Consider the following 26,739-nt stretch of genomic DNA (forward strand, 5'->3'; position numbering starts at 1 on the left):
CGCCACACTGAACAGGGTGTTGCATGGCTCTCGATAACCGCCGCCTGGCCGAATTGGCCGCTCATGATGCCTTTATCCAACGCCATAACGGCCCCGGCGCCGACGACGTAGCCGCCATGCTGGCCAGTCTAGACATGGACAGTATGGATACCCTTATCGATCGGACGGTACCGGCAGATATTCGCCTGGGTCGCGAACTCGACCTCGATCCACCGCGTACCGAGGCCGAGGCACTTGACTACCTCATGCGTATCGCTCGACAGAACCGGGTGTTCAGGAGCTACATCGGTCAAGGCTATCACGATACCCATTTACCCCCGGTCATCCAGCGCAACGTCCTGGAAAACCCGGGCTGGTACACCGCTTACACACCTTACCAACCGGAGATCGCCCAAGGCCGCCTAGAGGGGCTGCTTAATTTTCAGCAAATGGTCATGGACCTCACCGGGATGGAACTGGCCAACGCCTCGCTGCTCGACGAGGCCACTGCCGCTGCCGAAGCGATGGCGCTGTGCAAGCGGGCCAACAAGAAGTCGAAAAGCGATACCTTCTTCGTCGCCGATGACGTCCTGCCTCAGACACTGGACGTGGTGCGCACGCGAGCAGCCTGGTTCGGCTTCGAATTGCTTGTTGCCCCGGCAGACGAACTGGCAGATGCTGACGTGTTCGGCGCCCTTCTCCAGTATCCCGGCCAGAGCGGTCAGGTACGAAACCTGGGACCGCTGCTGGAAAGCGCCCGCCAACAGGGGATCATGACCTGCGTGGCCGCCGATATCATGAGCCTGGTACTCCTCAAGGAGCCGGGCTCGCTCGGTGCTGACATCGTCGTCGGCAACTCCCAGCGTTTCGGCGTCCCCATGGGCTACGGCGGTCCCCACGCGGCCTTTTTTGCCACTACCGACAAACTCAAGCGTTCGATCCCGGGCCGCATTATCGGCGTGTCGCAGGATAGCCGTGGTACCACTGCCCTGCGTATGGCGATGCAGACTCGTGAGCAGCACATTCGTCGCGAGAAGGCCACTTCCAACATCTGTACCGCCCAGGCGCTGCTGGCCAATATCGCCGGCTTCTATGCCGTCTATCATGGCGCAGAGGGACTGCGCACTATCGCGCATCGCATCCATCGATTGACCACCATCCTTGCGACGGGACTTACCGAGAAAGGGGTACGCCTGGCCCACGACAGCTGGTTCGATACCCTGCGACTAACCGGCGTCGACGCCGGCAAGATCCATGGACGCTCGATGGCCCACGAGATCAACCTTCGCTACTTCGACAATGGCGACGTCGGCTTGAGCATTGACGAGACCACCACCGCCCACGATCTGGATGTACTTTTCGATGTACTGCTGGGCGATGAGCATGGCCAGTCGGTGAGCGTCCTGGACGAGAAGGTCGTGGCCAAGGCAACGAGTGGGATCCCAGCCGCTTGTCGTCGTGAATCGACATTTCTCGAGCATCCGACCTTTCACCGCTATCGCAGCGAGACCGAAATGCTGCGCTATCTCAAGCGGCTGGAAAACAAGGACCTATCATTGGTCCACGCCATGATTCCGTTGGGCTCCTGCACCATGAAGCTCAACGCTACCAGCGAGATGATCCCCATCACCTGGCCGGAATTCGCCCGCATGCATCCCTTCGCGCCTCGCGACCAAGTCGCCGGGTACCGTCAGATGATCGACGAGCTGGCCGCCTTCCTGGTCGAGCTCACCGGCTATGATCATGTCTCGATGCAACCCAATTCCGGAGCCCAGGGCGAGTATGCAGGCCTGGTGGCGATTCGCCGTTATCAGGCAGCCGTGGGCGAGGGACATCGTGATATCTGTCTAATCCCAAGCTCCGCACACGGCACGAATCCGGCCTCAGCCGCCATGGCCCATATGAAGGTCGTGGTGGTGGAGTGCGACGCCGATGGCAATATCGACGCCGAGGATCTTCGTCGCAAGGCTGAACAGCACAGCGACTCCCTTTCGGCGATCATGCTTACCTACCCCTCCACACATGGGGTCTTTGAAGCCGGCGTGCGCGAAGCCTGCGATATCGTGCATGCGCACGGCGGCCAGGTGTATATCGACGGTGCCAACATGAATGCCCAAGTGGGTCTCACCCGCCCCGGGGATTTCGGCGGCGATGTCAGCCACCTCAATCTACACAAGACCTTCTGCATCCCTCATGGCGGCGGCGGCCCCGGCATGGGTCCGATCGGCGTCAGGGCGCACCTGGCCCCTTACGTATCCAACCACGTTGTCACGCCGATAGAAGGCGTTGAGCCTGGCTGCGGGGCCGTCTCCGCCGCAGCCTACGGCTCAGCATCGATCCTGCCGATCTCATGGGCCTACATCAAGATGATGGGGGCAACCGGACTCCGACGGGCCACGGAGCTCGCCATCCTCAATGCCAATTACATCGCCAAGCGTCTCGAAGAGTATTACCCGGTACTTTACAAGGGAGACAACGGCACCGTGGCCCACGAATGCATCATCGACATTCGCCCGTTGAAGGTATCTTCCGGTATCAGCGAGGAAGATATCGCCAAGCGCCTGATGGATTACGGTTTTCATGCGCCGACCATGTCGTTCCCGGTTCCTGGCACGCTGATGATCGAACCGACAGAATCAGAATCGCGCTACGAGATCGATCGCTTCTGCGATGCCATGATCGGTATTCGTGATGAGATCACCCGAGTCGAGAACGGCGACTGGCCAGCCAACGACAACCCACTGGTCCATGCGCCACATACCATGGCCGACCTGATGGATGCCGACTGGACCCGGCCCTACTCAAGAGAACTGGGGGCCTTCCCGTCCGAAGCGGTCAAGGCCGCCAAGCAATGGCCGGCCGTCAACCGCGTGGACAACGTGCTCGGTGACCGTCAGCTGATCTGCTCCTGCCCCAGCATCGATGAATACCGCGATTAATTCAGGCAGTTGACCTCGCCAGACCAAGCCCTCGACGCCTCGTGTCGAGGGCTTTTTTGCGGGGCTGTTACGCCTCTATTGTTATTGAGCTCCTTGGTAGCATGGCGAAAGCGGACTCGCCCCCGCGACAACGCGGATTTTAGGGCTACACTAGCAAGCGTGGGGCCTGAAGTATCAAGGCTACTGATGGCTCCCTTACATCAAAGGATTATCGTCGTGACAGGAGGTCACATGGTCGTAAGATTCGCACTTATCTTCGGTATCATTTATACCCTCGTCGGCATCCTGGGTTTCGTGCCTGGCTTGGTTACCATGCCAGAGATGCAGGCGGGTATGACAGATGAAATGGCAGCCGAGATGTCGCATGGCCGACTCCTCGGGCTGTTTCCCGTCAACCTCTGGCATAACCTGGTGCACTTGGCTGTCGGTGTGTGGGGCATTGTGGCCTCCAAGCAAGGATTCAATGCCTCGGTGACGTATGCCCGCGCCAATGCCGTGCTATTCGCCGTCCTGGCCATTCTGGGCCTGATCCCCGCCACCAATACCCTGTTCGGGCTGGCTCCTCTGTATGGCCACGACATCTGGCTGCATGCGCTGAATGCCATTGCGGCAGGGTATTTCGGCTTCGGTCCTCCCAGCCGCAAGAAAGCGGATGTCTCCTACACTCGCTGACTATCTCCGCAGACGGCAGGGCAGCTTGCATGAATCGCCGGCTACGAGAAAACATTAGGCAAATATAATCACTGTAAATCACTTCGGCCCGCTTAGGCGGGCCGTATTTTCTAACGTGTGACAGCCTGCGTCAGTATGACGGGCCATGTTAGCATCAAGACATCACTCCGCAGCGAGAACCCTACCCCCGATGCCCGAGACTATTTCAACGACTATCTCGCCGGAAGGCAGCCTGGAGATCCTTTCGCAGCATGAGGTCAGTCGCCTGCACGACACCTCCCGCTCCGGGTTGCACGAACTGCTCCGGCGCTGCGCCCTGGCCGTCCTCAATTGCGGTACCCCCACCGACGATAGCCTGGCCTTGATGGAGGCCTATCACGACTTCGATATCGAGGTCATCCAGCAGGATCGAGGCGTGCGGCTCAAGCTGACCAACGCGCCGGCCGAAGCCTTTGTTGATGGCCGCATGATCCGCGGCATTCGCGAGCACCTCTCGGCGGTGCTGCGCGATATCGTTTATGTCTACAACGAGATCCAGAGCCACCAACGCTTCGACCTGAGCACGGGCGAAGGCACGACCAATGCGGTATTCCACATCCTGCGCAAGGCCGGCACCCTGAAGCCCGGTCGAGACCCAAGTCTGGTGGTTTGTTGGGGCGGTCACTCCATCAACCGGGAAGAGTACGAGTACACCAAGGACGTGGGCTATCATCTGGGTCTGCGCGAACTGGATATCTGCACAGGCTGCGGCCCGGGGGCCATGAAGGGGCCCATGAAAGGCGCCAACGTGGCGCATGCCAAGCAGCGGCGCCATCAGGGTCGTTATCTCGGAGTATCGGAGCCCGGCATCATTGCTGCCGAGGCGCCCAACCCCATCGTTAACGAACTGGTGGTGATGCCGGACATCGAGAAGCGCTTGGAGGCTTTTGTTCGGCTAGGCCACGGCATCATCGTTTTCCCAGGCGGCGTGGGTACCGCCGAGGAGATCCTTTACCTGCTCGGCATCCTGTTGCACCCCGATAATGCTGATATGGAATTGCCGGTAATTTTCACCGGCCCGGCCAATTCCGCCGATTATTTTCGGCGCATTGACGAGTTTCTGGTCTACACACTGGGTGAAGCGGTGAGGCGCCACTATCGCATCATCATCGCCGACCCGACGGACGTAGCTAGAACCATGCGCAAGGGAGTCGATGCAGTGACCGATTACCGGCGGGCGCGTCAGGATGCCTTTTATTACAATTGGCGGCTGACTGTCGACCGGGACTTTCAGGAGCCCTTTGCAGCAACTCACGAAGCGATGGCTTCTCTGGCTCTTCGTCGCGACCTGCCGGTACATCGTTTGGCCGCCAACCTACGCCGGGCGTTTTCCGGGATCGTGGCAGGCAACGTCAAGGAGGACGGCATGCGGGCCATCGCGGCGTATGGCCCGTTTACCTTGCATGCCGAGGCTGAACTGATGGCTCGCCTGGACGCGCTGCTGAATTCCTTCGTGGCCCAGGGTCGTATGAAGCTCTCGGGGGAGTATTCGCCCTGCTACCGTCTGGCCTGAGACTCTGGAAGGAGGCGTTTTACCGGGAGGGCAGGATCATTCTCTCCCGATTTGCCATCCCAGGGTCAGCGCATGGAGCAGTAGCCCGAGCGTGGCTCCATGAGAAATCAAACGCTGCCAACTCGTCCAGTCGCTGAACAGCAAATGCCAGAGCCCCATCACGACGAGTCCGGTAATCATGGCGATGGCCAAGCGAGCCAATAGCCTGGGCAAGAACCTCTTATCATCGACAGACAGCAGCCACCACTGAACTAACGCCACCACTCCCACTACCGAGAGAGAGATCACGATCAGGGTCAAGCGGGTTTGATGCCCTCCAGCTAAGTAGCGAGGAAGAATCGACAGCATCAATATCCCCAGGCCCAGCAACAGACTCACACGCTCGGGAGTGGGCCGGGCTTCCATCAGGCCACCTTCAACTGCTGAGTTTCGATCCACTCTTCCACCCAAGGCAGGGCTGCGTCGTCGGCCATGAAGGTCTCCATGGCATCGATCTCCAGCCGCTCGCCCAAGCGTTGTGCACCGAGTCCGGCGAGCAGCTCATCGAGGTGGCGCCCCGCCCCGCAGAAGGTTTCGCCGTAGGAACTGTCACCCATGGCGATCAAGCCGTAACGAAGCCCAGTCAGCGGCGGAGAGGTCTCATCAAGAGCATTAGTCAACGGTACAAGGCTACCGGGATAATCACCGCTGCCGGTGGTGGAGGTACAGAAGAGCGCCAGGTCAGTGGGAGAACCAACCAGGTCATCAAGGGTCGGTTGGTCAAAGATCGATACTTGGTAACCGGCTTCTTCAAAGAGCGGCTTGACTTGCTCAGCGACATCCAGCGCGCCACCGTACACGGTTCCTACAAAAATTTTCAGCATTGGCATGTCATGGATTTACCTGAGAATTTAACTCGGATTTTAACATGCACGGCCTTCCTGGCACATCCCGAGGGCGGGGATGTAATGAGAAAGAGAAAGGTAAAAGAGAGCGACACGGGATGAGACAACGGGTCGCGGCGCGACGCACTGCGCTGGTCTTGCCGCCCCCGTATAATACCTTTGATGAATCCCTTCAGTGGAGCCACCATGCAGCAAACCTTCGAGGCCTGGATTACCCCGATCATGATCGGCGGTCTGATGCTCTTCATGTGTTTCATCATCTGGGACTTAGCGCGCAAGTCCAATGCCGGCAAATTCGGCACCATCATGCTGTTCGTTGTGCTGGGTGCCGGCATGCTCGGCTACATTCTCAAGGTGGTCATCACTTGGATGCTCGAGAACGGCGGCGGCGTCTGAGGGGGGCGTCCTACCGAGAAAAACACCACCTCATGGGTGGCGTTGCGATCTATTAGAAGCTTGTCGTCAAGATGACGTAGCGTAAGGTCCTGTCACTGAGCCTCGCCCTGATAATTTTCAACTTGGCTCTTGAGCTTCTGGCCGGGCCGGAAAGTCACCACGCGCCGCGCCGAAATGGGGATTTCCTCGCCAGTCTTGGGGTTGCGCCCCGGCCTTTCACGCTTGTCGCGAAGATCAAAGTTACCGAATCCCGATAACTTGACTTGCTCATTCTCGCGCAAACAAGCGCGAATCTCCTCGAAGAAGGCCTCCACCATGGACTTGGCCTCACGCTTGGAGAGGCCAAGTTCGGCGTGCAGATGTTCGGCCAGTTCCGCCTTGGTCAACGCACCCATGTTCACTTCCTCATGGTGGGGTCTGCCCCGCCGGCCGACACTCTCACTGCTGTCGAAATGATCCGATTCGACGTTATCCACGCAGCTCAGCACCCAGATGCTGACGAGATTCGGTGACGATGGCATCGACCAACTGATTGATTTCCTCGTCATTCAGCGTGCGCGAAGGATGCTGCCAGGTCAAGCCCAAGGCAACGCTCTTGCGCCCTTCCGGTACTCCCTGCCCTCGATAGACATCGAACAGCCGAGCCTCGGACAGCCATTCGCCGGCCTGGCTCGCGATGGTATCGAGCAGCGCCTGCACCGGAAGATCCGCGCCGACAAGAAAGGCCAGGTCGCGACGCACTTCAGGATGACGCGACAGTGGCGTAAAGGTCGGCACCCGGCCCTGCGTCAAGGCGTCGAGCCGGACCTCAAAAAGCAGCGCATCTACCTTGAGGCCCAGAGAGGCACGAACCGCCGGATGCAATGTCCCGATCCAGCCCGCTTCCTCACCCCGATGCAGTATCCTCGCACACTGACCCGGATGCAGCGCTGGATGTGCAGCCGGCTCGAAGCGCCAGGCATCAACCTCTCCGAGCGACAACAAGCTTTCCAGATCGCCCTTGATGTCGAAGAAATCGGCCTGGCGGTTATCGCCGTTCCAGCCCTCGGGGTCGCGCGACCCGCAGGCCAGCGCTCCCAGCATCGGAACCTGGTGCAAATCATCCAGCGGTCCGCGGAAGGTGAGGCCCGTCTCGAAGAGCCGCACCCGGGTCTGCTGGCGATTCAGGTTATGCTGCATGGCCCGCACCAGGCCGGGAAAGAGACTCGCGCGCATCACCGAAAGATCACTGGAAATGGGGTTGGCCAACACGGGCGATACCGCCTCGGGGAACATGGCGCGCTGTAGTTCCGGCGCCACGAAGCTATAGGTAATCGCTTCCTGATAGCCGCGAGCAACCATCTGGCGACGCAGACGAGTAAGCGGCACCTTGGCCTCGTTATCCGCCCGCAAGGCCAGGCGAGCAGCAGGACGACGTACCGGCAAGCGATTGTAGCCATGGATACGTGCCACTTCCTCGATCAGATCCTCCTCGATGGCGACATCGAAACGCCAGCTGGGGACCCGAACCACCCATTCTCCCGCGCGCTTGTCCACGGTCATGCCCAGGCGCTGCAGTATCTCGGTAACCTCGTCAACCGCCAAGGGCATGCCCAGCGCCTGCGTGAGGCGCGTCTCACGCAGTGTGGTCGAACGCGCCGCGGGCAAGTGATCATTATCTTCGACCACTACCAGGGGGCCGGGCTCGCCGCCGGTAATGGCAAGCAATAGCGCCGTGGCTCGCTCCGCGGCATCGCGGGCGAGGTCAGCATCGACACCGCGCTCGAAACGATGCGAGGCATCGGTGTGCAGGCCGTAGCGACGCGCTTGGCCGGCAATTGCCAGGGGGGCAAAAAAGGCAGCCTCGAGGAAAATATCGCGTGTCTGACCACCAACGCCCGAGTGCTCTCCTCCCATGACACCGGCGATCGCCAACGGCCCCCGCTCGTCGGCAATGACCAGCGTGTCAGCGTCGAGGGAAATATCCTGACCATCGAGCAACACCAGCCTCTCGCCCTCGCGAGCAAGTCGAACGATCACTGCTCCGTGGAGATTGGCCAGGTCGAAAGCATGCAGGGGTTGGCCAATTTCGAGCATGACGTAGTTGGTGATATCGACTACGGGATCAATGCTACGAACCCCGCTACGCCGGAGCCTTTCCACCATCCAGAGCGGCGTTTCGGCAGTAACATCGACGCCCTTGATCAGTCGCCCGATATAACGCGGACAGCGCTCTCCGACTTCGACCCTGACTGGAAAATCGAGGTCGTGGGTACTGGGCACCGGGGCGATATCAGGCCCCGCGACCGGTAGCCGGTTGAGAACACCGACCTCGCGAGCCAGGCCCTTGAGACTCAGACAGTCGCCTCGATTAGGCGTGAGATCCACGTCAATGGTGTGGTCGTCAAGGCCCATGAAGTCTCGAAAACTCTCGCCAACCGGGGCGCTGACTGGAAGCTCGAGGATGCCTGCGGAGGTTTCCTCCTCGAGCCCCAGTTCCGAGGCCGAACAAACCATCCCGCGCGACTCGACGCCGCGCAGCTTGGCCTTCTTGATCGTGAAATCTCCAGGCAGCAAAGCACCGACTTGGGCAAAGGGCACTTTCTGGCCCACGGCTACATTGGGCGCGCCGCATACCACTTGCACCGGCTCGCCGCTACCGTCGTCTACCCGGCAGACATTGAGCTTATCGGCGTCCGGGTGCGGTTCCTTGCCAACGACCTCGGCCACCACCACGCCGTCGAAAGCTGCCGCCACCGGCGCGATCGCATCGACCTCCAGACCCGCCATGGTGAGCTGATCGGCCAGGGCCTGAGTGGAGAGCGGCGGCGAAATCCAGTCACGCAGCCACTGTTCGGAAAATTTCATGGCAAATCCTGTGTTCTGCTTATCCGGTGGACGATCAGGCGAACTGGCGCAGGAAGCGCAGGTCGTTGTCGAAGAATAGCCGCAGGTCATTGACGCCATAGCGCAACATGGCCAGACGCTCAGCCCCCATGCCGAAGGCAAAGCCGGTGTAGCGCTCGGCATCGATGCCCGAATGACGAAACACTTCTGGATGCACCATGCCGCAGCCCATCACTTCCAGCCAGCCGCTGTGCGAGCAGACTCGGCAACCGTCGCCAGCGCACATGACGCACTGGATATCGACCTCGGCGGACGGCTCGGTGAACGGGAAGTAGGAGGGTCGGAAACGCACCGAAAGATCGTCACGCTCGAAAAAGGCGTGCAGGAAATCCTCGATGGTTCCCTTCAGGTCGGCGAAGCTCACATCTTCGTCAACCAGCAGGCCTTCCACCTGATGGAACATCGGCGTATGAGTGAGATCGGAATCACTTCGATAGACCCGCCCGGGGCAGACGATGCGAATTGGGGGCTCGCTGGCTTTCATGGTACGCACCTGGACCGGCGAGGTATGGGTACGCAGCAGTCGAGTGGCATCAAAATAGAAGGTGTCGGCCATGCCTCGCGCCGGATGATGCGCGGGGATATTGAGCGCTTCGAAGTTGTGATAATCATCCTCGATTTCTGGGCCTACCGCCACGTCGAAGCCGATACGGGTGAAGAGCCCCTCGATGCGCTCAAGGGTCAGCGTCACGGGGTGCAGACCACCGCCGGGCTGTCCCCGCCCGGGAAGCGTCACATCCAAGCGTTCGGCTGCCAGTCGCGCTTCGAGGTCAGCCTTTTCAAGGGCACAGCGTCGCTCCTCGATCTCTTGGCTCAGGGCCTGCTTGGCCTCGTTGATACGCTCACCTGCCACCGGGCGCTCCGCGGGCGGTAGCTTGCCCAGGCCCTTGAGCAAGGCCGTGATTTCGCCCTTCTTGCCAAGATAGCGGACACGTAACGCGTCCAGCGCCGAGATACTACCGGCAGCTTGGATGGCGTATCGAGCCTCGGTGACCAGAGTGGGAAGGTGATCCATCCGTTTCGCTCCGAATTCGGTGATCTCGCAAAGTATGCAGACGTCAAGGGTTGCATAAAAAAGGGGAAGAGCGGCGGCTCTTCCCCTGCGACGTCAACAACCCATCGGGTAATACCGATTCAAGGTTGCGGTCGATGCCACTTACTGGGCAGCCTTGGCCTTCTCGACGATAGCGGCAAAGGCCGCCTTCTCATTCACGGCCAGGTCAGCCAGCACCTTGCGGTCAATTTCGATGCCCGCTTTCTTCAGGCCACCGACGAAACGGCTGTAGGACATGCCGTGCTGACGGGCGCCAGCATTGATACGCTGGATCCACAGGGCGCGGAACTGGCGCTTGCGCTGGCGACGGTCGCGATAGGCATACTGGCCAGCCTTGATAACCGCCTGCTTGGCAACACGAAAGACACGCGAACGGGCACCATAGTACCCCTTGGCCTGCTTGAGAATCTTCTTGTGACGGCGACGAGCAACGACGCCACGCTTGACACGAGTCATAGCAATCTCCTGACGTTAATGAAACCTACCAAGGTTTAGAGGTTAGGCAGCATGCGCTGAACGAGCTGCTTGTCGGCGTCGTGGATCTGCTTCATCCCACGCAGCTGACGCTTACGCTTGGTGGATTTCTTGGTCAGAATGTGGCTACGAAATGACTGCTTGTGCTTGAAGCCATTGGCCGTCTTCTTGAAGCGCTTGGCTGCACCACTGTTGCTCTTGATTTTCGGCATGAGAGTAAACTCCGCTCGAGGTTTTTTAGAAAATTCGGGGCCGACAAAAGCCAGGGTAAGCTTCTGTCCGTTGGACGGGCCGTCGAATCACTTCTTCTTGGGGGCAATGATCATGATCATCTGACGTCCTTCCATCTTAGGGAAAGACTCCACGGTACCAATCTCTTCGAGATCGGCGGCGATCCGCTCCATCAGCTTACGGCCAATGTCCTGGTGCGCCATTTCACGACCACGGAAACGCAGTGTCACTTTGCCCTTGTCGCCACCTTCGAGGAAACGCGTCAGGTTCTTCATCTTGACCTGATAGTCACCCTCGTCGGTGCCAGGCCGGAATTTCACTTCCTTCACCTGGATCTGCTTGGTCTTCTTCTTCTGAGCCGCTTTCTGTTTCTTCTGCTCGAAGACGAACTTGCCGTAGTCCATGATCTTGCAGACGATCGGATCGGCATTGGAAATCTGGACGAGGTCCATACCGGCCGTTTCGGCACGCTCCAGCGCTTCAGTGGTAGGCACGATGCCCATCTGCTCGCCGTCGCTGTCGATCAGGCGAACCTGATCTTCGGTAATCCGCTCGTTCATTGGTGGGCGCTTATCCTGAACACGCCCTCTTGGATTGCTTCTCTTGATGGTTCCGTCTCCACTATAGCCTTGGAAGATGTCGCTATCGCCGTTCGGCCTGAATCAAGTCGGCGAAGGCATCGACTGCCATGGTACCAAGATTCTCTCCGCTGCGCGTGCGCACGGCCACCGAATCGGACTCGACTTCTTTATCTCCCACCACCAGCAGGTAGGGGACCTTCTGCAACGTATGTTCGCGAATTTTAAAGCCGATCTTCTCGTTCCTCAAGTCCGCCTTGACGCGTAGGCCGCTTTTCTGAAGTCGACGTTCCAGATTAACCGCATAATCACGCTGCGAGTCGGTAATAGTCAACACCGCCGCCTGCTCAGGCGCCAACCATAACGGCATGGCACCGGCATAGTGTTCGATCAGGATACCGAGAAAGCGCTCGAAGGAACCGAGGATAGCACGATGCAACATCACCGGCGTCTTGCGTGCACCGTCCTCATCGACGAACTGGGCGCCGAGGCGTCCCGGAAGATTGAAATCGAGCTGCAGGGTACCACACTGCCAGACACGATTGAGACAGTCTCGCAACGCAAACTCGATCTTGGGCCCATAGAAAGCCCCCTCTCCCGGTTGCAGCTCCCACTCAAGCCCCGTCGCGTTGAGCGCGGCCTCGAGTCCGGCCTCGGCGCGATCCCACAGACCCGGCTCACCCATGAAGCCCTCGGGTCGGGTCGAAAGCTTGAGCTCCACGTCTTCGAAGCCGAGCTCTTTGTAGACCTTGAGCGTCAAGGCAATGAAGGCCTCTGCCTCGGACTGGATCTGACCCTCAGTGCAGAAGATGTGCGCATCATCCTGAGTGAACCCGCGGACTCGCATCAAGCCATGCAGGGACCCGGATGGCTCGTTGCGGTGACAGCTGCCGAATTCGGCCAGACGCAACGGCAGGTCGCGGTAGCTCTTGAGCCCTTGGTTGAATACCTGCACATGGCAGGGGCAGTTCATCGGCTTGATGGCGTATTCGCGCTTCTCGGACTCAGTGGTGAACATCAGGTCGCTATAGTGGCCCCAATGACCAGACTTCTTCCACAGCGACAGGTCGACCACCTGTGGCGTCCTGATTTCCTGATAGCCGTTCTCAAGCTGCACGCGGCGCATGTACTGCTCGAGCGCCTGATAGATTGTCCAGCCATTGGGATGCCAGAAGACCATCCCGGGCGCCTCTTCCTGAAGATGAAAGAGGTCCATCTTCTTTGCCAATTTGCGGTGATCACGCTTCTCGGCTTCCTCGAGGCGCTTGAGGTAACCAGTGAGCTGCTTCTTGTCGCCCCATGCGGTGCCGTAGATGCGAGTCAGCATTGGCCGGTCAGCGTCACCTCGCCAGTAGGCGCCTGCCAGCTTGGTCAGCTTGAATATCTTGAGGTGGCGTGTGTTCGGCACGTGGGGGCCACGGCACATGTCCGTGTATTCCTCGTGATGGTAGAGACGAATGCTCTCCCCCTCCGGAATCTCGCGAACGATTTCCTGCTTGTAGGGTTCGTTTCGCTCGAGAAACGTCTGCAAGGCCTGGTCACGGTCTACGTATTCGCGCACCACATTGTAGTCATGATCGATCAGCGCCTTCATCCGCGCCTCGATGGCGTCGAGATCTTCTGGCGTCACTGAATGACCGAAATCGATATCGTAATAAAAGCCGTCATCAATCACCGGCCCGATGGCCATCTTTGCCTCAGGATAAAGCTGTTTGACTGCATGGCCGATAAGATGAGCGCAGGAGTGGCGAATGATCTCTAGCCCTTCTGCATCACGGGCGGTAATGATCGACACATGCGCGTCGCGGTCAATCGTATCGGCGGCATCCACCAGCACGCCATCGATTTTTCCAGCGATACACGCCTTGGCGAGACCAGGACCAATGCTCTCCGCCAATTGCATAACGGTTAGAGGCTCGTCGGAGGTTTTCTGGCTGCCGTCCGGCAGCGTCACGATGGGCATGAGACAGTCCTTGAGCGCAGTGGTGGCCCATACGAAAGACCACATGTCGCGATGAACGAAATTAGCGCAATAAAACACCGCAGACGCATCAGGCCCTTGCCCCTACAGGGCAGGCGAAACGCTTCTGGCATCACTCGCGGCGGAGGGAGACTTTAACAGAAAAGCGGCATGGCACGCCATGCGCAACGCGGCGGCCTTCAATTACAGCCAAGACGGCCACCAGGACTCAGCAGCACAAAGGTCTGTTGGCAACCGACAGTGGGGGGAAAAATCAGGGGCGCCCTGAGGCGCCCCTGACAACCGAGACATGGCCCGGTGATATCGCAAGAAATCAGACCAATTACTGGCTGTTGATTTCCACGCGACGGTTCTGTGCACGACCAGCATCCGTATCATTGCTGGCGACCGGACGCTCTTCGCCGTAACCAACAGTACGCAAGCGGTTGCCGGCGATCCCCTGCGACTGCAGGTACGAGCTTACGGACTCGGCACGCCGCTGCGAGAGGTCACGATTGTACTCGGCGGTGCCGATGGAATCGGTATGACCTTCGATAACAACGCGGACCTCAGGGCTTTCGCGAAGCGTCCTGGCGACCTGATTCAGCTCACTCTCGGCGGCAGGGCGCAGCTCAGCCGAGTCGAACGGGAAGGTCACGTCACTGTCGAGAACCACCGGCTCGAACTCGGGCTCGGGCTCGGGTTCCGGCTCGGGCATCGGCTCGGGTTCCGGCTGCGGCTCAGGTGAACGATCTGCGCACAATAAGCCGCCGATGGCCGCACCAGAGACACCGCCGATAGCAGTGCCTCTATCTTCGTCAGACTCGCTGCTGGTGGCATAACCGATACCCCCACCGATCAAGCCACCCGCGAGACCACAGACGACTGGCTGCTGGTACCACGCGCGGTCTGAGGCACCGGAAGTGGATTGTGACGCCGAACTGGCGCAGCCAGAAAGGCCAACCACCAATGCAGAACCGAGCAACAAACCAGTTGTTGATTTCTTCATGTAAAACTCCCTTGACCCAGTGATGACAAGACAAGCCATTAGCTTATCGATAATGCCATACAGAGTATTTTATCGGTTGGCTGTTATCAGCCACCTTTTGAACCTTGATCCCTTACCGACCATCTCAGAAACATAACTTATTCAAGAAACGTAACTTATCTGGTCGACCTATGACGCAGCAATGCAGATAGGCACTGCCCGAAAATCAGTCGTCTACGACTACCGAACAGCATGGGTCAGTTTGGCCCAACATGCAATCGCGTTTTTACCGCCTGATCCGATCAATATCGGCTTTCGGGCCAGCGTCGATGAAATTCTAGCACAGCACTGGCAGCGGCGAGTACTGGCTCGCGCATCTCGTCTTCGACAGCAAGCCGTTGTTGATCTTCTTTGAGGCGTTCCTGAGAACTCAAGGCATCACGTGCGGAATGCGTATGCAGGTGGCGCGTCCGTTCATGGACCTCCCCAAAAGCGCGAAAAGCTGGCCGTTCCATGAGGTCAGGGTCGAGTATCTCCAACAACACCTTGCACCGCCAGGCGCCTTCTGTGACATCAACTTGCCCCTGCGCGAGCGCCGATGCCACCATCTCTAGGTTGTCCAGACAGTTTTGACGAGCTCGTTGATCTTCTTCCTGTCGATACTCGCGACGCCGTCGCACCTCACGCCACAACGTATAAGCGTAAACCGATAACCCGATGACAAGCATCAAGGCCAAAGCAAGAAGCACAAGACTGGTGTTCGTCGACATGGACATCTCCGTGAAAATCATCGGCTGTACAAATACTATACAGCATGAGCCTTCACGCCCCCAACGCCTACTGGATAAACATCAGGCGAGAAGCCGAGGGTGTCCGTCAATATGAGCGGCAAACCGAAACTTGAAATAAATGGTGGATCAATCAAGTAACCCAAAGCACAGCGTAATGATCAAGCAGCAAAATGCCAAAGACGCCAAGAATATAGCGTATGGAGAACCAGAAAGCGGCCAATGGCGCCTCCAGATCACGGCCCCGCCAGACTTTCCAGTTCCAGTACATGAAGCGCAGGTTCAATGCCATCACACCGACCAGGTAAATAGCCCCGCTCATGCCAATCACAAAAGGCATCAATGTCACAGCCACCGTCAACCAACCGTAGAGCCAGACCTGGAGGCGCGTAAACGCATCACCATGGGTTACCGGCAACATGGGCACGCCAGCGCGGGCGTACTCATCACGCTTGTAAATCGCCAAGGCCCAGAAGTGCGGTGGCGTCCAGGCAAAGATGATCAACAGCAACAGCAAGGGTTCCGGACCGAGTTGACCAGTTACCGCCGTCCAGCCCAGCAGCGGCGGTGCGGCGCCGGCCACCCCGCCGATAACGATATTCTGCGGTGTGGCCCGCTTCAAAAAGGTCGTATAGATGAGGGCATAGCCGATCAGCGAGCCTAGCGTTAACCAGGCTGTCAGAACATTCACCTGCCATATCAACACCGCTATACCTGCGACAGAAAGCAGAGTTGCCCACCCCAATGCAACAGGCATGGGCATCCGCTGAGAGGCTAGCGGACGACGTGATGTTCTGAGCATCAAAGCGTCGAGACGGCGATCGACTACATGGTTGAAGGCCGCCGCCCCTCCTGCAGCCAGGCCGATTCCCAGCAGACCAAAAACGACAACTGACAATGAAGGCAACGTAGGAGTAGCGAGGGCCATGCCCACTAACGCACAGGCCAGCATGACCACGACCACTCGTGGCTTACACAAGGTCAGCAGGTCACGCCAGCTCCATTGAACGTCTTCCATCGACTCAGCACGCTCGACCATCGCGTTAGGCATGCACCCACTCCTTCTCAGCCCGTAAATGTCTGTTCGGTTCCCGTACCGACTGCCGCCAATGCCATACCGCTAGCGTCATAAGAATGACCAACAATACCGCTCCGGCGGTATGGGCCAACGCCAACCACAAGGGCAACCAAAGCAAGACGTTAGCGACGCCCAAAAAGAACTGTATAGCATAACCTCCCAGCACGGCACCAAGCCAGGGGCGTAAAGGTGGTTCTTGCCAGTATCGCCAGGCGAGGATCAATAACGCTAGCCCCAGCAAACCTGCACCTACTCGATGCCCAATCTGGATGGCAGTACGAGCATCGGCATGCAACTGTCCATGAAGATAGCTCGGCCCGACGGTTTGTGTCAGATGAAAGCCTTCGCTCCAGTCGGTACCCGGCCACCATTGGCCGTTACAGGTGGGAAAGCCCTGGCAGGCAATACCCGCATAGTTGCTGGAGACCCATCCGCCGAGCGCCAATTGCAAAAACAGCAACAGCACCGCCGCTGCCCAGAGAGGGGTTAGACGTCGAGGCTTAACCGCCGTTCGCTCACCCCTCGCTAACCGGCGCAATCTCAAGTGTAACCACAAGAACAACAACATGACCGATAAACCACCCAAAAGATGGAGGGTTACTACCTGCGGCCAGAGTTTAAGGGTCACGGTAAATGCACCAAAGGCACCCTGAACCAGAATCATGGCCAGGAGGGCGAGACTCACCCGCCAAGGATAGCCGGCAACACGACGCAACGAAGCACCGAACACCAACAAGGCAATCACCAGCAGACCCAGCGAAGAGGCCAGGTAACGGTGCGTCATCTCGACCCAAGCCTTGAAGCTTTCCAGCGGGGTATCAGGACTGTGGCTCAAGGCACGCTCGGCATCCGGCACGACCATCTCACCATAACAACCCGGCCAGTCGGGACATCCCAGCCCCGCATCGACCAACCGTGTCCAGGCTCCCACCAACACCACTATCACGGTAAAGATCACGCCGACCAGACTCAGAGTGACCAATACGTTAAGCCGGCGTTGCTGCCTTGCACTTACTCCCTCTCCAACCGCCTGCTGCGCTTTCATCGCTTGGCCACCTCGGCGTCAACCGATCCAGGTGGCTGAGGGTTCATGTCAAGCAACTGCTGCACATCGTCCAGCACATCGGCAGCATCGACTCCTTCCGTATAGGAAACTGCGGCCATTCCCTGGGGATCCAGCACCCAAAGCTTTCCCGGAGACCGCCACTCCGGCACCTCGGCCCACTGGGCCAGGGTTTCACCAGGCAAGGGTTCCGTGGCCTGTCCACCGATACGCAAGCGGCTGATACGATCGGCCTCTCGACCAAGGGCACGATGTAGCCGCCACCACTGATCGGCCTGGGCATCGCATTCGGTGCCGCAATCGAAGGCGAGAATCCAATCATTGGTCTGTAGAGATAGAGGTAATTCATTAAGTGGCCACTCAGCGAGCAGCGGCACTTCTGGAGAAAGCTCACCATGCGCGGTACGCTGCTCGGGAATGCCTACACGCCAGGTCACCATGACCCAGGCCGCCAGCATGGGGAGCGCAAAAACGGTAATCAAGGCCAGAAGTTTCAGTCGGGAACGGCGCAGGGCGCGATCGGGATTCATCAAGAAATTACTCGTCAGGTTTGGAAAGAGGTAGTCGAGGTGCATCGCGTGTCAGGCGCCGACCACCTATTACCATGGCTATCAAAGCAGCAAGCGTCAGTGACCACCACTGTACGGCGTAACCTAGGTGACGACTGGGTGGCATCACATTGGGCGTCCACCAAGCCTCAAGCATACCGGGGCCTTCAACGAGATGCAGCCAGCCTGCAAAGGCGAACTCGTGGTCCCAGGCTTCCAATGCGATACGTTGTAGACGCAAACCCTCCTGGTTGGGCCCAAACAAGGGAGCCCCTTCGCTTTCCGTCTGCCACTGCCCTCTCAACGTGACCTCACCAGCGGGCGTAGCCACTTCTGGCGTACCACGGCCCATATCGGTCGCCATGAAGCCGCGCTGCACTAACCAGTACTGACCTTGTTCGTCACGCAGTGGTGTCAACACAGCAACGCCGAGGCGACCATCAAGCGTGCGGTTATCGAGGAACAGCGTATGATCTGCCAAATACTCACCGGAAAGCATGAGCGTGGCGCCTTCGGGTGGCGACGCAGAAGGATCCTGAACAAGGGGAGCCGCCTCAAGGGCGGCCAGGAAATTGCGCTTGTCCTCAGCTCGCTCCCACTGCCATAGTCCCAGACATAATCCGAGTACCACGATCACTGTCCAGAAAGACCACCAGAGCCATATCCGTCGGTGCCGGGCACGCGCTTGTTTCCTACCAGCCCCTATTACGGAGTTTTTCATGCTGCTAAAGATCCTGATTGCCCTCGTTTTCACCGCCATGGTGGCCAGCCTTGCAGCTGGCGCCGGCTTCCTCATCCGTGATCAGGGACACTCGAGGCGCCTGCTGATATCTCTCAAGTTCCGGGTTAGCCTAGCAGCCGCCCTTCTGGCGTTGCTCTTCTATGGTTTTTACTTCGGAGAACTGGGCGGCTAGCAGATCCTATTGACAATAAGCGTTAGAAAACGTAAACGAACAGGAAAAGCCCGATCCATACCACATCGACGAAATGCCAGTACCAAGCGGCCGCTTCGAAGCCAAAATGATCTTCACCGGTAAAATGGCCCTGTAAGACTCGAGCCAGCATGACTGCCAAAATGATAGTGCCGATAATGACATGTAGACCATGAAAGCCAGTCAGCATGAAGAAGGTGGCCCCATAAATACCCGCCTCGAGAGTGATGCCGTAGTGAGCATAAGCCTCGTAGTACTCCACCCCCTGGATGGTGATAAAGCAGAGACCCAGCAGCACAGTGCCGGCCAGCCAATTGCGAGCAGTGGCGCGGAGTCCTTCCTTGAGGGCTTCGTGGGCAACTGTCAGCGTAATACTGGAACTCACCAGAATCAGCGTGTTGACTAGCGGCAGGTGCCAGGGGCTGAAGGTATCTGTCGGCCCAGCAATGGAAGAGTCCGGCGGGTTCAGCAATGGCCAACTGGCGGTAAAGTCCGGCCAGAGCAGTGAGGCCACGCCCTTGGCTCCTTCTCCATCCAACCAGGGGAGTGCGAAGGTACGCACATAAAAAAGCGCCCCGAAGAAAGCGGCAAAGAACATCACCTCCGAAAAGATGAACCATGCCATTCCCCAGCGAAAGGAGCGATCCATCTGGTCATCATATAACCCGCCGCGCGACTCCTTGATGACATCCCGAAACCAAAACCCCATCACAGTCAATATGCCGAACAAACCGATCAACATCACCGGCATACCAACAGCTCCATGTACCAGCATGACACCGCTGCCCAGCATCATGGCGCCTAGAGCCAGTGACCCTAAGATTGGCCACTTACTCGTCTCGGGAACGTAATAGCTGCCACCACTCATGCCTCATCTCCTTTGCCAATAGTCACCTGCGCCTGAAGTGGCTCATTTTTATGGGCGACCGGATATAGGGTATATACAAGGGTTACGGTCTTGATCTCGGGCGGAAGATCGCGGGTCAGCTGAAATACCAGCGGGGCTTCGATTCGCTCGCCTGGCTGCAGATGCTGCTCCTCAAAACAGAAGCAGGTTACCTTGCGCAAGTGGAGTGAGGCATTCGAAGGCGACACGCTGGGCACTGCCCGACCCCAGCTACTGTTGTCGCTGCGGTTATGAAAGGTGAAATTGACCTCATTGGTTTGTCCAGGGTGAACCCGGACTTGCCGAGACTCGACGTCAAGCTCCCAGGGTAGACCGGAGCTGCCACGAGTAATGAACTGGACGGTAATCATGCGCGACTCATCCACTTCCTCATGAATGACAGCCTGCGCACTGCTGTTTGTCTTGCCGTTGATGCCCGTTACCTCACAAAAGACGTCATAAAGCGGCACCAACGCGAAAGCGAAGGCAAACATTCCGGCCAGGGCCGCCACCGTACGAACCACGGTGCGCCGTACCCCCTTCTTGGCACCGTGGTCGTCGCGGTTCGGCTGAGTCATGAAGTTGGTCCTCGAAAGATCCTTGACGGCACTCAGTGCACGGGACGCTCGAAATTGGGCGGCGTTTCAAATGTATGGAGCGGGGCCGGACTCGGTACGCTCCACTCGAGATCTTCCGCCCCTTCCCAAGCCTTGGCTGGAGCCTTCTTGCCACCACGCACACACATGACGATGACCAGTACGAAGACAAGCTGGGAAGCGCCATATAATAGCGCCCCGAGGCTTGACACCATATTGAAGTCAGCAAACTGCAGGGCATAGTCAGGAATACGGCGCGGCATACCAGCCAACCCGGAGAAGTGCATCGGGAAGAAAGTGAGATTCACCCCGATAACCGAGAGCCAGAAGTGAACCTGGGACAAGCGCTCGTGCGGATAGTGACCTGTCCACTTGGGCAGCCAATAATAGACGGCTGCCATAATGGCAAATACGGCGCCCGGCACCAGTACATAGTGGAAGTGAGCCACTACGAAATAAGTGTCGTGATATTGGAAGTCAGCCGGAGCGATCGCCAGCATCAGTCCCGAGAAGCCACCGATGGTGAAGAGCACCACGAATGCCAGCGCGAAGAGCATCGGCGGCTCGAAGGTAATCGAGCCACGGAACAGCGTCGTGATCCAGTTGAATACCTTCACCCCAGTGGGCACAGCGATCAGCATGGTGGCATACATGAAGAACAACTCAGCGACCAGCGGCAAGCCCACCACGAACATATGGTGCGCCCAGACAAGGAAGGACAGGATGGCGATGGAAGCTGTGGCATACACCATTGAGGCGTAACCGAACAAGCGCTTACGCGCGAACGTCGGAATGATGGCAGAGACGATCCCGAAGGCGGGCAAAATCAGGATATAGACTTCTGGATGGCCGAAGAACCAGAAAAGATGCTGAAAGAGCACCGGGTCGCCACCGCCTGCGGCGCTGAAGAAACTGGTGCCGAAGTTGATATCCATCAACATCATGGTGATGACGCCTGCCAGAACCGGCATGACGGCGATCAACAGGAATGCAGTGATGAGCCATGTCCATACGAACAGTGGCATATCCATCATGCGCATGCCGGGGGCACGCAGATTTAGAATAGTAGCAATGATGTTGATCGCGCCGAGAATGGAGCTTATGCCGGCCAGGTGCAGGGAAAGAATAAAGAAGGTCGTGGAAGGCGGTGCATAGGTAGTGGAAAGCGGCGCATAAAACGTCCAACCGAAGTTCGGGGCTCCGCCGGGCATGAATAACGTCGACAGCAAAAGCGTGAATGCCACCGGCAACAACCAGAAGCTGAAGTTGTTGAGGCGAGGCAAGGCCATATCTGGCGCCCCAATCTGAAGCGGCACCATCCAGTTGGCCAGCCCCACGAAAGCAGGCATCACAGCGCCAAATACCATGATCAGCCCATGCATGGTGGTCATCTGGTTGAAAAACTCGGGCTCAACCAGTTGCAGCCCTGGCTGGAAGAGCTCGGCGCGCACCACCAAGGCGAAGATGCCGCCGATGAAGAACATCGTCAATGAGAAAATCAGATAGAGACTGCCGATCTCTTTATGACTGGTGGTCAGCACCCATCTCATCAGACCGCGAGGCCGCTCATGATGGTGCGAATCGGCCAGGCCGGCGTCGGCCGTGGTCGTACTTTGTTCTGGAGTCGGCTTGGGAAAATGAAAAGCCATCGGAAATCTCCCTGGTTACGATCGCAATAGAGAAACGGAAAGGCCGGTTGCTGTCATTCTTCCAGCAATTCGACGATTTCCGACGGTTGTACGGTATCGCCAGCATCGTTACCCCAGGCGTTACGCTCATAGGTGGCCACCGCGGCAATCTCCACTGGGTTCAGAGTGCTACGGAAGGCCGGCATGGCGGAACCCGACACCCCGTTAATAATAGTATCGATGTGCCATTCCACATCGTCGAGCATATCGGTATTGCCCGCCAGTGCCGGGAACGCTGGTGGACTTCCCGAGCCATCGGCCTGATGGCATGAGGCACAGATGCTGCCGTAGACCTGCTCACCGCGCTCCATCAGCTCGGCCAGTTCCCATTCGCGATCTACTCCCATGGCCTCCTGCTCAGCCGCCTCCTTGCGCTCGGCCAGCCAGGCTTCATACTCATCTTTTTCCAGCGCCTCGACGACAACCGGCATGAAGCCATGGTCCATACCACAAAGCTCGGTGCACTGCCCTCGATAGATACCGGGCTCTTCGATACGCACCCAGTTCTCGTTCACAAACCCGGGAATAGCGTCCTGCTTCACCGCTAATTCAGGCACCCACCAGGAGTGTATGACGTCGTCTGCCGTCAACAGCAAACGCACTTTGGTATCGACAGGCAACACCAGCGGCTCATCGACTTCGAGAAGATAGTTTTCAGTCTTTTCGGCCTCACCACTGATCTGCTCGCGCGGGGTGCTCATATTAGAGGTGAAGGCAATATCCTCGCCCAGGTATTCGTAGCGCCAGCGCCACTGCTGCCCCGTCACCATGACATCGATTTCTGCATCGGAAACGTCATACATATTCTTAAGCGTAGCCGTAGCAGGAACGGCCATGGCGACAAGAATCAACAAGGGAACTGCCGTCCAAAGGACCTCCACGCCCGTATGCTCGTGGAAATTGGCCGCCTCTGCGCCCTTGGAGCGACGGTAACGGAACAGGGAGTAGAACATCACCCCGAAAACCACTACACCGATCGCCACGCAGATCCAGAAGATGGTCATGTGCAGGGAGTGGATCTCACGGCTAAGCGCTGTCACCCCGATCGGCATGTTCCAGCCATTGGCCAGAACCAAGGGAGAGATCAGGGCCAGCGTCAGACCTGCTGCCACCCTCACGAGCAACGTGCGCATCGGCGCCTCCTCATGATTGTTGTCGTCAATAAATGAATTCAGTGTGTTAATGAAGCATCAGCTCAGGAGGCGTCACGATCCACCACCGCCGAAACCATGCAGAGCACATACCAGAATACAGTAACACCAACCGATATTTTGTCGAGTATACGGAACGCTACCGACGAATTGAGTCGCCGCCGGTCCGAACCCTAAACGTATGCATCAACGGTCAGACGATTTCAACCCGCGGCCAGTGTCGCTATCAACGCCACGAGCGCCACCAGGAGCATGGCCATGGCAATACCCACAATAATAAAGCTGACGGGCTTGCCGTGCTCGAAATCTTCTCGCCGCTGCTGGTCACGCTGAACACCGAAAAAAGCTGCTAAAACCGATTTTATCACACTCCACATGCCAAAATTCCCCTCTCCAGGCCCAATGTGCTTAAGGCTTTAGTCGAAGCTTACGTCTTCCGCTTATTAGCGGCCGAGGCATTATCCTTTGATTGACGTCAGGAGAATGCGAATGCCGTCCTGGCGCATCACCCAAAGCGTCCGTGTCAACTATAATCTTAGTGAAGACCAAGCACGTTGATCGCTTTCAGTCAAACAGCTCAAGTAAGTAAAGGAGGCCTATCATGAGCAAAGCTCGATCCAGAGATGCCAACACTCCCGCTGCCCCCTCAACCCAAATGTTCGAATGGTGGCAGGAGCAATGGGCGCAGAATGCCAACCCCATCGCCCGCATGCAGCTCGCCTGGATGGAAAGCCTGACACAGGCGATGCAATTTGAGGCAGAGTTCCTCGCCGCCATGGCCGAAAACGGAGTGAAAATGGCCAATTGTTTCCACGGTGAAGAAGCTCCCAAGACCCCGGGAGAGCTGCACAATTGTTACCAAAAGCTTCTCAAGCATGCCACCGAGGCACACATGGAAAGAATGGAAAAGGCCTCTTCGCTTACGCATGACTTTCGCAAGCGGATCTGGGAAGAAATCTAATGGTCCCTATCACATCCGCCATGCTGCCTTCTCTTCCAACTGCCATGTGGCTCGCGAAAAAGCATAGAATTCTCAGCCCATACCTACCAAACGAACGAGAAGAGGAAGGAGAAAAGCTGTGAGCAGGCCCGTTAACCCCATCGCCAACCCCGAAAAGGCACCGGCCACGGCGCCAATTCGTGCAAAAGCATGTGCGGTGCCGAAACCATGAGCCGCAAGCCCTAATGTGAACCCCTGCACGGCCGGATCCCGAACCTTGAGTACACGAAAGATCCAGGGAGCGACAACGCAGCCAATCGACCCGGTCAACAGTACCAGCCCGGCGGCCAAGGACGGAATGCCGCCAATCTGCTCGGCAACACCCATGGCGATGGGCGATGTCACCGACCGAGGCGCGAGAGAGAGGAGCGTTTCGGGTTTTGCCCCCATGAGAGCCGCCAGCCCTAGCGTCGACCCTACCGCGGTGATGATGCCTACTATGCAGGCAAGCAGCAATGGCCAGAGCAACTGGCGGACTTTCTCACGATGGTCGTAGAGAGGTATCGCCAGCGCCACAGTGGCCGGCCCGAGAAGGAAATGGATGAACTGGGCCCCTTCAAAATAGGTGGCATAATCCATATCCACCAGCAACAGTAAGCCGATCAGCATTGCCACGGAAAGCGTAACCGGGTGAAAAAGCGAACTCCCTCCCAAGGCCCGATTGATACGTACCGCCGCAGCAAAAGCCACCAGCGTTATCAACAAGGACAGCAAGGGGTTACCGGAAAGGTAGACCCACAGCTGGTCAAAGGCCGCAATATTCACCGCTCTACTCTCCGGTTGCGACGACGGTTGAGTTGTTCGAGCATTTTACCCGTCACGGCAAGCGTCACCGCAGTGGAAACCACTAACGTGAAGATGATGGGCCAGAGATCCTTCCCGATCAGCTCGAAGTGCGCGATCAAGCCGACGCCAGCAGGCACAAACAGCAGAGTCAGGTAACGAAGCAGCCCCTCGCCTGCCAAGCGCAAGCTCCCCGGCACCTTGCCCCAAATAAGCAAGCCTATTAATAGTATCACCATGCCAATAACCGGACCCGGAACCGGCAGGCCCCACCCACGAGTCACCAGTTCCCCCAGAAACTGGCATGCCAACAGCACACTCATCCCCATGATCAACGGCATGCCGTTCTCCTTTTCTGGCAGTAACTGGCGGATCAACCCCTAGGACAAGATAACCCCTCGACCCCGACCCACCCAATATCCAGCGATGGCTAGCCAACCAATTGAAACAAAAGTGCAAACGCGACTTTTCATTTTATCGGGAACGCGCTAGTATACGCCTCGTCTTCGAGAGAGTGTCGAATCTATTCGCTCATCCCGAAACGACATCGGAGCGTGGCGCAGCTTGGTAGCGCGTTGCAATGGGGTTGCAAAGGTCGCAGGTTCGAATCCTGTCGCTCCGACCAGAAACATCGAGAAAAGCCGCCGCTGGGCATTTCCCAGCGGCGGCTTTTCGATGGCAGGCGCTCAAATCAAAGGCGATGCCAGAAAAGCAGTTCTCACCGTCATGCGCACAAAGAGACGGCCGCCCCAGAGGGCGGCCGTCTCTTTGTGCGAGTGTCCGACTCATTGCCGGTCATTCTGGGCCGATGAAGATCATTCCGGCTGCTGTTGCTGTTGTTGTTGCATCTGCTCCTGCATCTGCTCCATCTGCTCCTGCTGGACTTGCATCTGGCGTTCGAGCTCGTCGCGTTGCTCCTCGGTAAGCGTGGCCTCGATGCGTGACTGAAGCAGCACGCTTTCGGCAGTCATGTCGCCGGTGAGCTGGCCGAGACGCTCGGCATCCTGACGAATGGCGTTCTCATTGAAATCGGAGCTGACGCTTTCTTGGAGCTGTAGCTGGACCTCCTGAGCTTCACTCTCAAGCTCCTGGATACGGCTCTGGGCATCATTAAGAAGCGTAGTGAGCTCTTGCTCCTGTGCATCGTCGAGGTCGACAAGCTCGTCGAGCTGGTTGACTTGATCTTCTGCACTTGGCGGCTGACCTTGACCCTGGGGCATTTGTTGTTGCGCCAGGGCGGGGGCAGCCATGGCGAGAACCAGGGAAGAGGTGGCGATAAGCTTCAGTGCAAACATGGAATCTCCATTGCAATCATTGATTTAGTGTGACCCTAGCGCCGAATAACGTGGCACTGACACCCGGACCAAGAGGCGCCTGTAATGGTTTTGGCGCTCGTGGGCCATCCGGTGTCACAAGTCGGTGGCTGGGCGTAGACTACGTTTGATTCGATGAGTTCAGCCGCTCGAAGGAATCTCCGTGACCCGAATCCGTGCTTTTCGCACCACCGATTGGCTGGCCCTCTGGGCTCTCATTGAGCCGGTATTCCTGTCCGGAGAAACCTATGCCGTGCCCCGCGACTTCACCCAGGCCTCGGCTCGAGAACAGAACTTAACCACCATGCAGTACAATCTGA

Annotated in this window: 29 protein-coding genes and 1 tRNA gene; 7 read left to right on the forward strand and 23 right to left on the reverse strand. The window is 57.9% G+C overall.

Annotated elements, in window-relative coordinates:
* The first annotated feature begins 23 nt into the window (after positions 1 to 23).
* The 3 genes from gcvP (at position 24) to ppnN (ending at position 5,142) form a co-directional block, all read left to right on the forward strand.
* Positions 24 to 2,918, forward strand: a complete 2,895-nt coding sequence (gene gcvP, locus BM341_RS00725; RefSeq protein WP_089791925.1) for an aminomethyl-transferring glycine dehydrogenase — start codon at positions 24 to 26, stop codon at positions 2,916 to 2,918.
* 231 nt (positions 2,919 to 3,149) lie between these two features.
* Positions 3,150 to 3,590: a DUF4383 domain-containing protein gene (locus BM341_RS00730; RefSeq protein ID WP_089791927.1), complete on the forward strand. Its 441-nt coding sequence runs from the start codon at positions 3,150 to 3,152 to the stop codon at positions 3,588 to 3,590.
* Between the two features lie 190 nt (positions 3,591 to 3,780).
* Positions 3,781 to 5,142: a nucleotide 5'-monophosphate nucleosidase PpnN gene (gene ppnN / locus BM341_RS00735; protein WP_089791929.1), complete on the forward strand. Its 1,362-nt coding sequence runs from the start codon at positions 3,781 to 3,783 to the stop codon at positions 5,140 to 5,142.
* A 36-nt stretch (positions 5,143 to 5,178) separates the two neighbouring features.
* Here ppnN and BM341_RS00740 read toward each other — a convergent pair whose 3' ends face one another.
* Both BM341_RS00740 and BM341_RS00745 read right to left on the reverse strand, forming a co-directional pair.
* A complete protein-coding gene (locus tag BM341_RS00740; protein ID WP_089791930.1) occupies positions 5,179 to 5,547 on the reverse strand; it encodes a hypothetical protein in 369 nt (122 codons plus the stop codon).
* Positions 5,547 to 6,011, reverse strand: coding sequence for a flavodoxin (locus BM341_RS00745; protein WP_089791932.1), 465 nt, complete (start codon positions 6,009 to 6,011; stop codon positions 5,547 to 5,549). Before BM341_RS00745 ends, BM341_RS00740 begins: the two co-directional genes overlap by 1 nt.
* A gap of 201 nt (positions 6,012 to 6,212) precedes the next feature.
* Between BM341_RS00745 and BM341_RS00750 the strand changes: the two genes are divergently transcribed.
* A complete protein-coding gene (locus BM341_RS00750; RefSeq protein WP_089791934.1) occupies positions 6,213 to 6,422 on the forward strand; it encodes a DUF2788 domain-containing protein in 210 nt (69 codons plus the stop codon).
* Between the two features lie 92 nt (positions 6,423 to 6,514).
* Here the strand turns inward: BM341_RS00750 and ihfA are convergent, their stop codons facing one another.
* The 13 genes from ihfA to BM341_RS00815 form a co-directional block, all read right to left on the reverse strand.
* Entirely contained in the window at positions 6,515 to 6,970 is a 456-nt protein-coding gene (gene ihfA / locus BM341_RS00755) for an integration host factor subunit alpha (protein WP_342713845.1), read from the reverse strand.
* Complete coding sequence (gene pheT / locus BM341_RS00760) at positions 6,891 to 9,269, reverse strand: phenylalanine--tRNA ligase subunit beta (protein ID WP_089791938.1); 2,379 nt, start codon at positions 9,267 to 9,269, stop codon at positions 6,891 to 6,893. The genes ihfA and pheT overlap by 80 nt, the downstream gene beginning before the upstream one ends.
* A 34-nt stretch (positions 9,270 to 9,303) precedes the next feature.
* Positions 9,304 to 10,323, reverse strand: coding sequence for a phenylalanine--tRNA ligase subunit alpha (gene pheS / locus BM341_RS00765; protein WP_089791939.1), 1,020 nt, complete (start codon positions 10,321 to 10,323; stop codon positions 9,304 to 9,306).
* A gap of 141 nt (positions 10,324 to 10,464) precedes the next feature.
* On the reverse strand, positions 10,465 to 10,818 hold the full coding sequence (gene rplT / locus BM341_RS00770; protein WP_089791941.1) for a 50S ribosomal protein L20: 354 nt from the start codon (positions 10,816 to 10,818) through the stop codon (positions 10,465 to 10,467).
* Between the two features lie 35 nt (positions 10,819 to 10,853).
* A complete protein-coding gene (gene rpmI / locus BM341_RS00775) occupies positions 10,854 to 11,048 on the reverse strand; it encodes a 50S ribosomal protein L35 (protein ID WP_016854829.1) in 195 nt (64 codons plus the stop codon).
* Between the two features lie 87 nt (positions 11,049 to 11,135).
* Entirely contained in the window at positions 11,136 to 11,705 is a 570-nt protein-coding gene (gene infC / locus BM341_RS00780) for a translation initiation factor IF-3 (RefSeq protein WP_089791943.1), read from the reverse strand.
* A 4-nt stretch (positions 11,706 to 11,709) separates the two neighbouring features.
* A complete protein-coding gene (thrS, locus tag BM341_RS00785; protein ID WP_139232947.1) occupies positions 11,710 to 13,608 on the reverse strand; it encodes a threonine--tRNA ligase in 1,899 nt (632 codons plus the stop codon).
* 340 nt (positions 13,609 to 13,948) lie between these two features.
* On the reverse strand, positions 13,949 to 14,614 hold the full coding sequence (locus BM341_RS00790; protein WP_089791945.1) for an OmpA family protein: 666 nt from the start codon (positions 14,612 to 14,614) through the stop codon (positions 13,949 to 13,951).
* A 281-nt stretch (positions 14,615 to 14,895) separates the two neighbouring features.
* Positions 14,896 to 15,363 carry a DUF2489 domain-containing protein gene (locus BM341_RS00795; protein ID WP_089791947.1) on the reverse strand — a complete coding sequence of 156 codons (468 nt, stop codon included), beginning with the start codon at positions 15,361 to 15,363 and terminating at the stop codon, positions 14,896 to 14,898.
* A gap of 151 nt (positions 15,364 to 15,514) precedes the next feature.
* The gene (gene cyoE, locus BM341_RS00800) at positions 15,515 to 16,432 is read right to left on the reverse strand and encodes a heme o synthase (RefSeq protein ID WP_089791949.1); all 918 of its coding nucleotides are present in this window, start codon (positions 16,430 to 16,432) and stop codon (positions 15,515 to 15,517) included.
* Complete coding sequence (locus tag BM341_RS00805) at positions 16,425 to 17,504, reverse strand: COX15/CtaA family protein (RefSeq protein ID WP_089791951.1); 1,080 nt, start codon at positions 17,502 to 17,504, stop codon at positions 16,425 to 16,427. The genes cyoE and BM341_RS00805 overlap by 8 nt, the downstream gene beginning before the upstream one ends.
* Complete coding sequence (locus BM341_RS00810; protein ID WP_245784109.1) at positions 17,501 to 18,097, reverse strand: hypothetical protein; 597 nt, start codon at positions 18,095 to 18,097, stop codon at positions 17,501 to 17,503. The genes BM341_RS00805 and BM341_RS00810 overlap by 4 nt, the downstream gene beginning before the upstream one ends.
* Positions 18,060 to 18,791 (reverse strand): SURF1 family protein, encoded by a 732-nt coding sequence (locus tag BM341_RS00815; protein WP_089791955.1) that lies wholly within the window; start codon positions 18,789 to 18,791, stop codon positions 18,060 to 18,062. Before BM341_RS00815 ends, BM341_RS00810 begins: the two co-directional genes overlap by 38 nt.
* Here BM341_RS00815 and BM341_RS00820 point away from each other — a divergent pair.
* The gene (locus tag BM341_RS00820; protein WP_089791957.1) at positions 18,790 to 18,984 is read left to right on the forward strand and encodes a DUF2909 domain-containing protein; all 195 of its coding nucleotides are present in this window, start codon (positions 18,790 to 18,792) and stop codon (positions 18,982 to 18,984) included. The genes BM341_RS00815 and BM341_RS00820 overlap by 2 nt on opposite strands.
* A 22-nt stretch (positions 18,985 to 19,006) precedes the next feature.
* Here the strand turns inward: BM341_RS00820 and BM341_RS00825 are convergent, their stop codons facing one another.
* The 5 genes from BM341_RS00825 to BM341_RS00845 all read right to left on the reverse strand — a co-directional run bounded on the left by BM341_RS00825 (position 19,007) and on the right by BM341_RS00845 (position 23,700).
* A complete protein-coding gene (locus tag BM341_RS00825; RefSeq protein ID WP_089791959.1) occupies positions 19,007 to 19,870 on the reverse strand; it encodes a cytochrome c oxidase subunit 3 in 864 nt (287 codons plus the stop codon).
* Complete coding sequence (locus BM341_RS00830; RefSeq protein WP_089791961.1) at positions 19,867 to 20,466, reverse strand: cytochrome c oxidase assembly protein; 600 nt, start codon at positions 20,464 to 20,466, stop codon at positions 19,867 to 19,869. Before BM341_RS00830 ends, BM341_RS00825 begins: the two co-directional genes overlap by 4 nt.
* Before the next feature lie 32 nt (positions 20,467 to 20,498).
* A complete protein-coding gene (gene ctaD, locus BM341_RS00835; RefSeq protein WP_217646152.1) occupies positions 20,499 to 22,133 on the reverse strand; it encodes a cytochrome c oxidase subunit I in 1,635 nt (544 codons plus the stop codon).
* Positions 22,134 to 22,186: 53 nt separating this feature from the next.
* On the reverse strand, positions 22,187 to 23,305 hold the full coding sequence (coxB, locus tag BM341_RS00840) for a cytochrome c oxidase subunit II (RefSeq protein ID WP_089791963.1): 1,119 nt from the start codon (positions 23,303 to 23,305) through the stop codon (positions 22,187 to 22,189).
* A gap of 221 nt (positions 23,306 to 23,526) precedes the next feature.
* Positions 23,527 to 23,700, reverse strand: a complete 174-nt coding sequence (locus tag BM341_RS00845) for a DUF2970 domain-containing protein (protein WP_089791965.1) — start codon at positions 23,698 to 23,700, stop codon at positions 23,527 to 23,529.
* A gap of 224 nt (positions 23,701 to 23,924) precedes the next feature.
* On the opposite strand from BM341_RS00845, the gene BM341_RS00850 reads away from it, so the two are divergent.
* Positions 23,925 to 24,284 carry a hypothetical protein gene (locus BM341_RS00850; RefSeq protein WP_089791967.1) on the forward strand — a complete coding sequence of 120 codons (360 nt, stop codon included), beginning with the start codon at positions 23,925 to 23,927 and terminating at the stop codon, positions 24,282 to 24,284.
* Between the two features lie 72 nt (positions 24,285 to 24,356).
* On the opposite strand, the gene BM341_RS00855 is transcribed toward BM341_RS00850, so the two are convergent.
* Together BM341_RS00855 and BM341_RS00860 are read right to left on the reverse strand one after the other, a co-directional pair.
* Positions 24,357 to 25,088 (reverse strand): LrgB family protein, encoded by a 732-nt coding sequence (locus BM341_RS00855; protein ID WP_089791970.1) that lies wholly within the window; start codon positions 25,086 to 25,088, stop codon positions 24,357 to 24,359.
* On the reverse strand, positions 25,085 to 25,447 hold the full coding sequence (locus BM341_RS00860; protein ID WP_089791972.1) for a CidA/LrgA family protein: 363 nt from the start codon (positions 25,445 to 25,447) through the stop codon (positions 25,085 to 25,087). Before BM341_RS00860 ends, BM341_RS00855 begins: the two co-directional genes overlap by 4 nt.
* Before the next feature lie 207 nt (positions 25,448 to 25,654).
* Here BM341_RS00860 and BM341_RS00865 point away from each other — a divergent pair.
* Positions 25,655 to 25,731: transfer RNA gene (locus tag BM341_RS00865), tRNA-Pro, on the forward strand.
* Positions 25,732 to 25,921: 190 nt separating this feature from the next.
* Here BM341_RS00865 and BM341_RS00870 read toward each other — a convergent pair.
* On the reverse strand, positions 25,922 to 26,401 hold the full coding sequence (locus BM341_RS00870; protein ID WP_089791974.1) for a hypothetical protein: 480 nt from the start codon (positions 26,399 to 26,401) through the stop codon (positions 25,922 to 25,924).
* Positions 26,402 to 26,739: the final 338 nt, after the last annotated feature.

Origin of the sequence: Halomonas korlensis (assembly GCF_900116705.1) — a bacterium.
Taxonomy (GTDB): Bacteria; Pseudomonadota; Gammaproteobacteria; order Pseudomonadales; family Halomonadaceae; genus Halomonas; species Halomonas korlensis.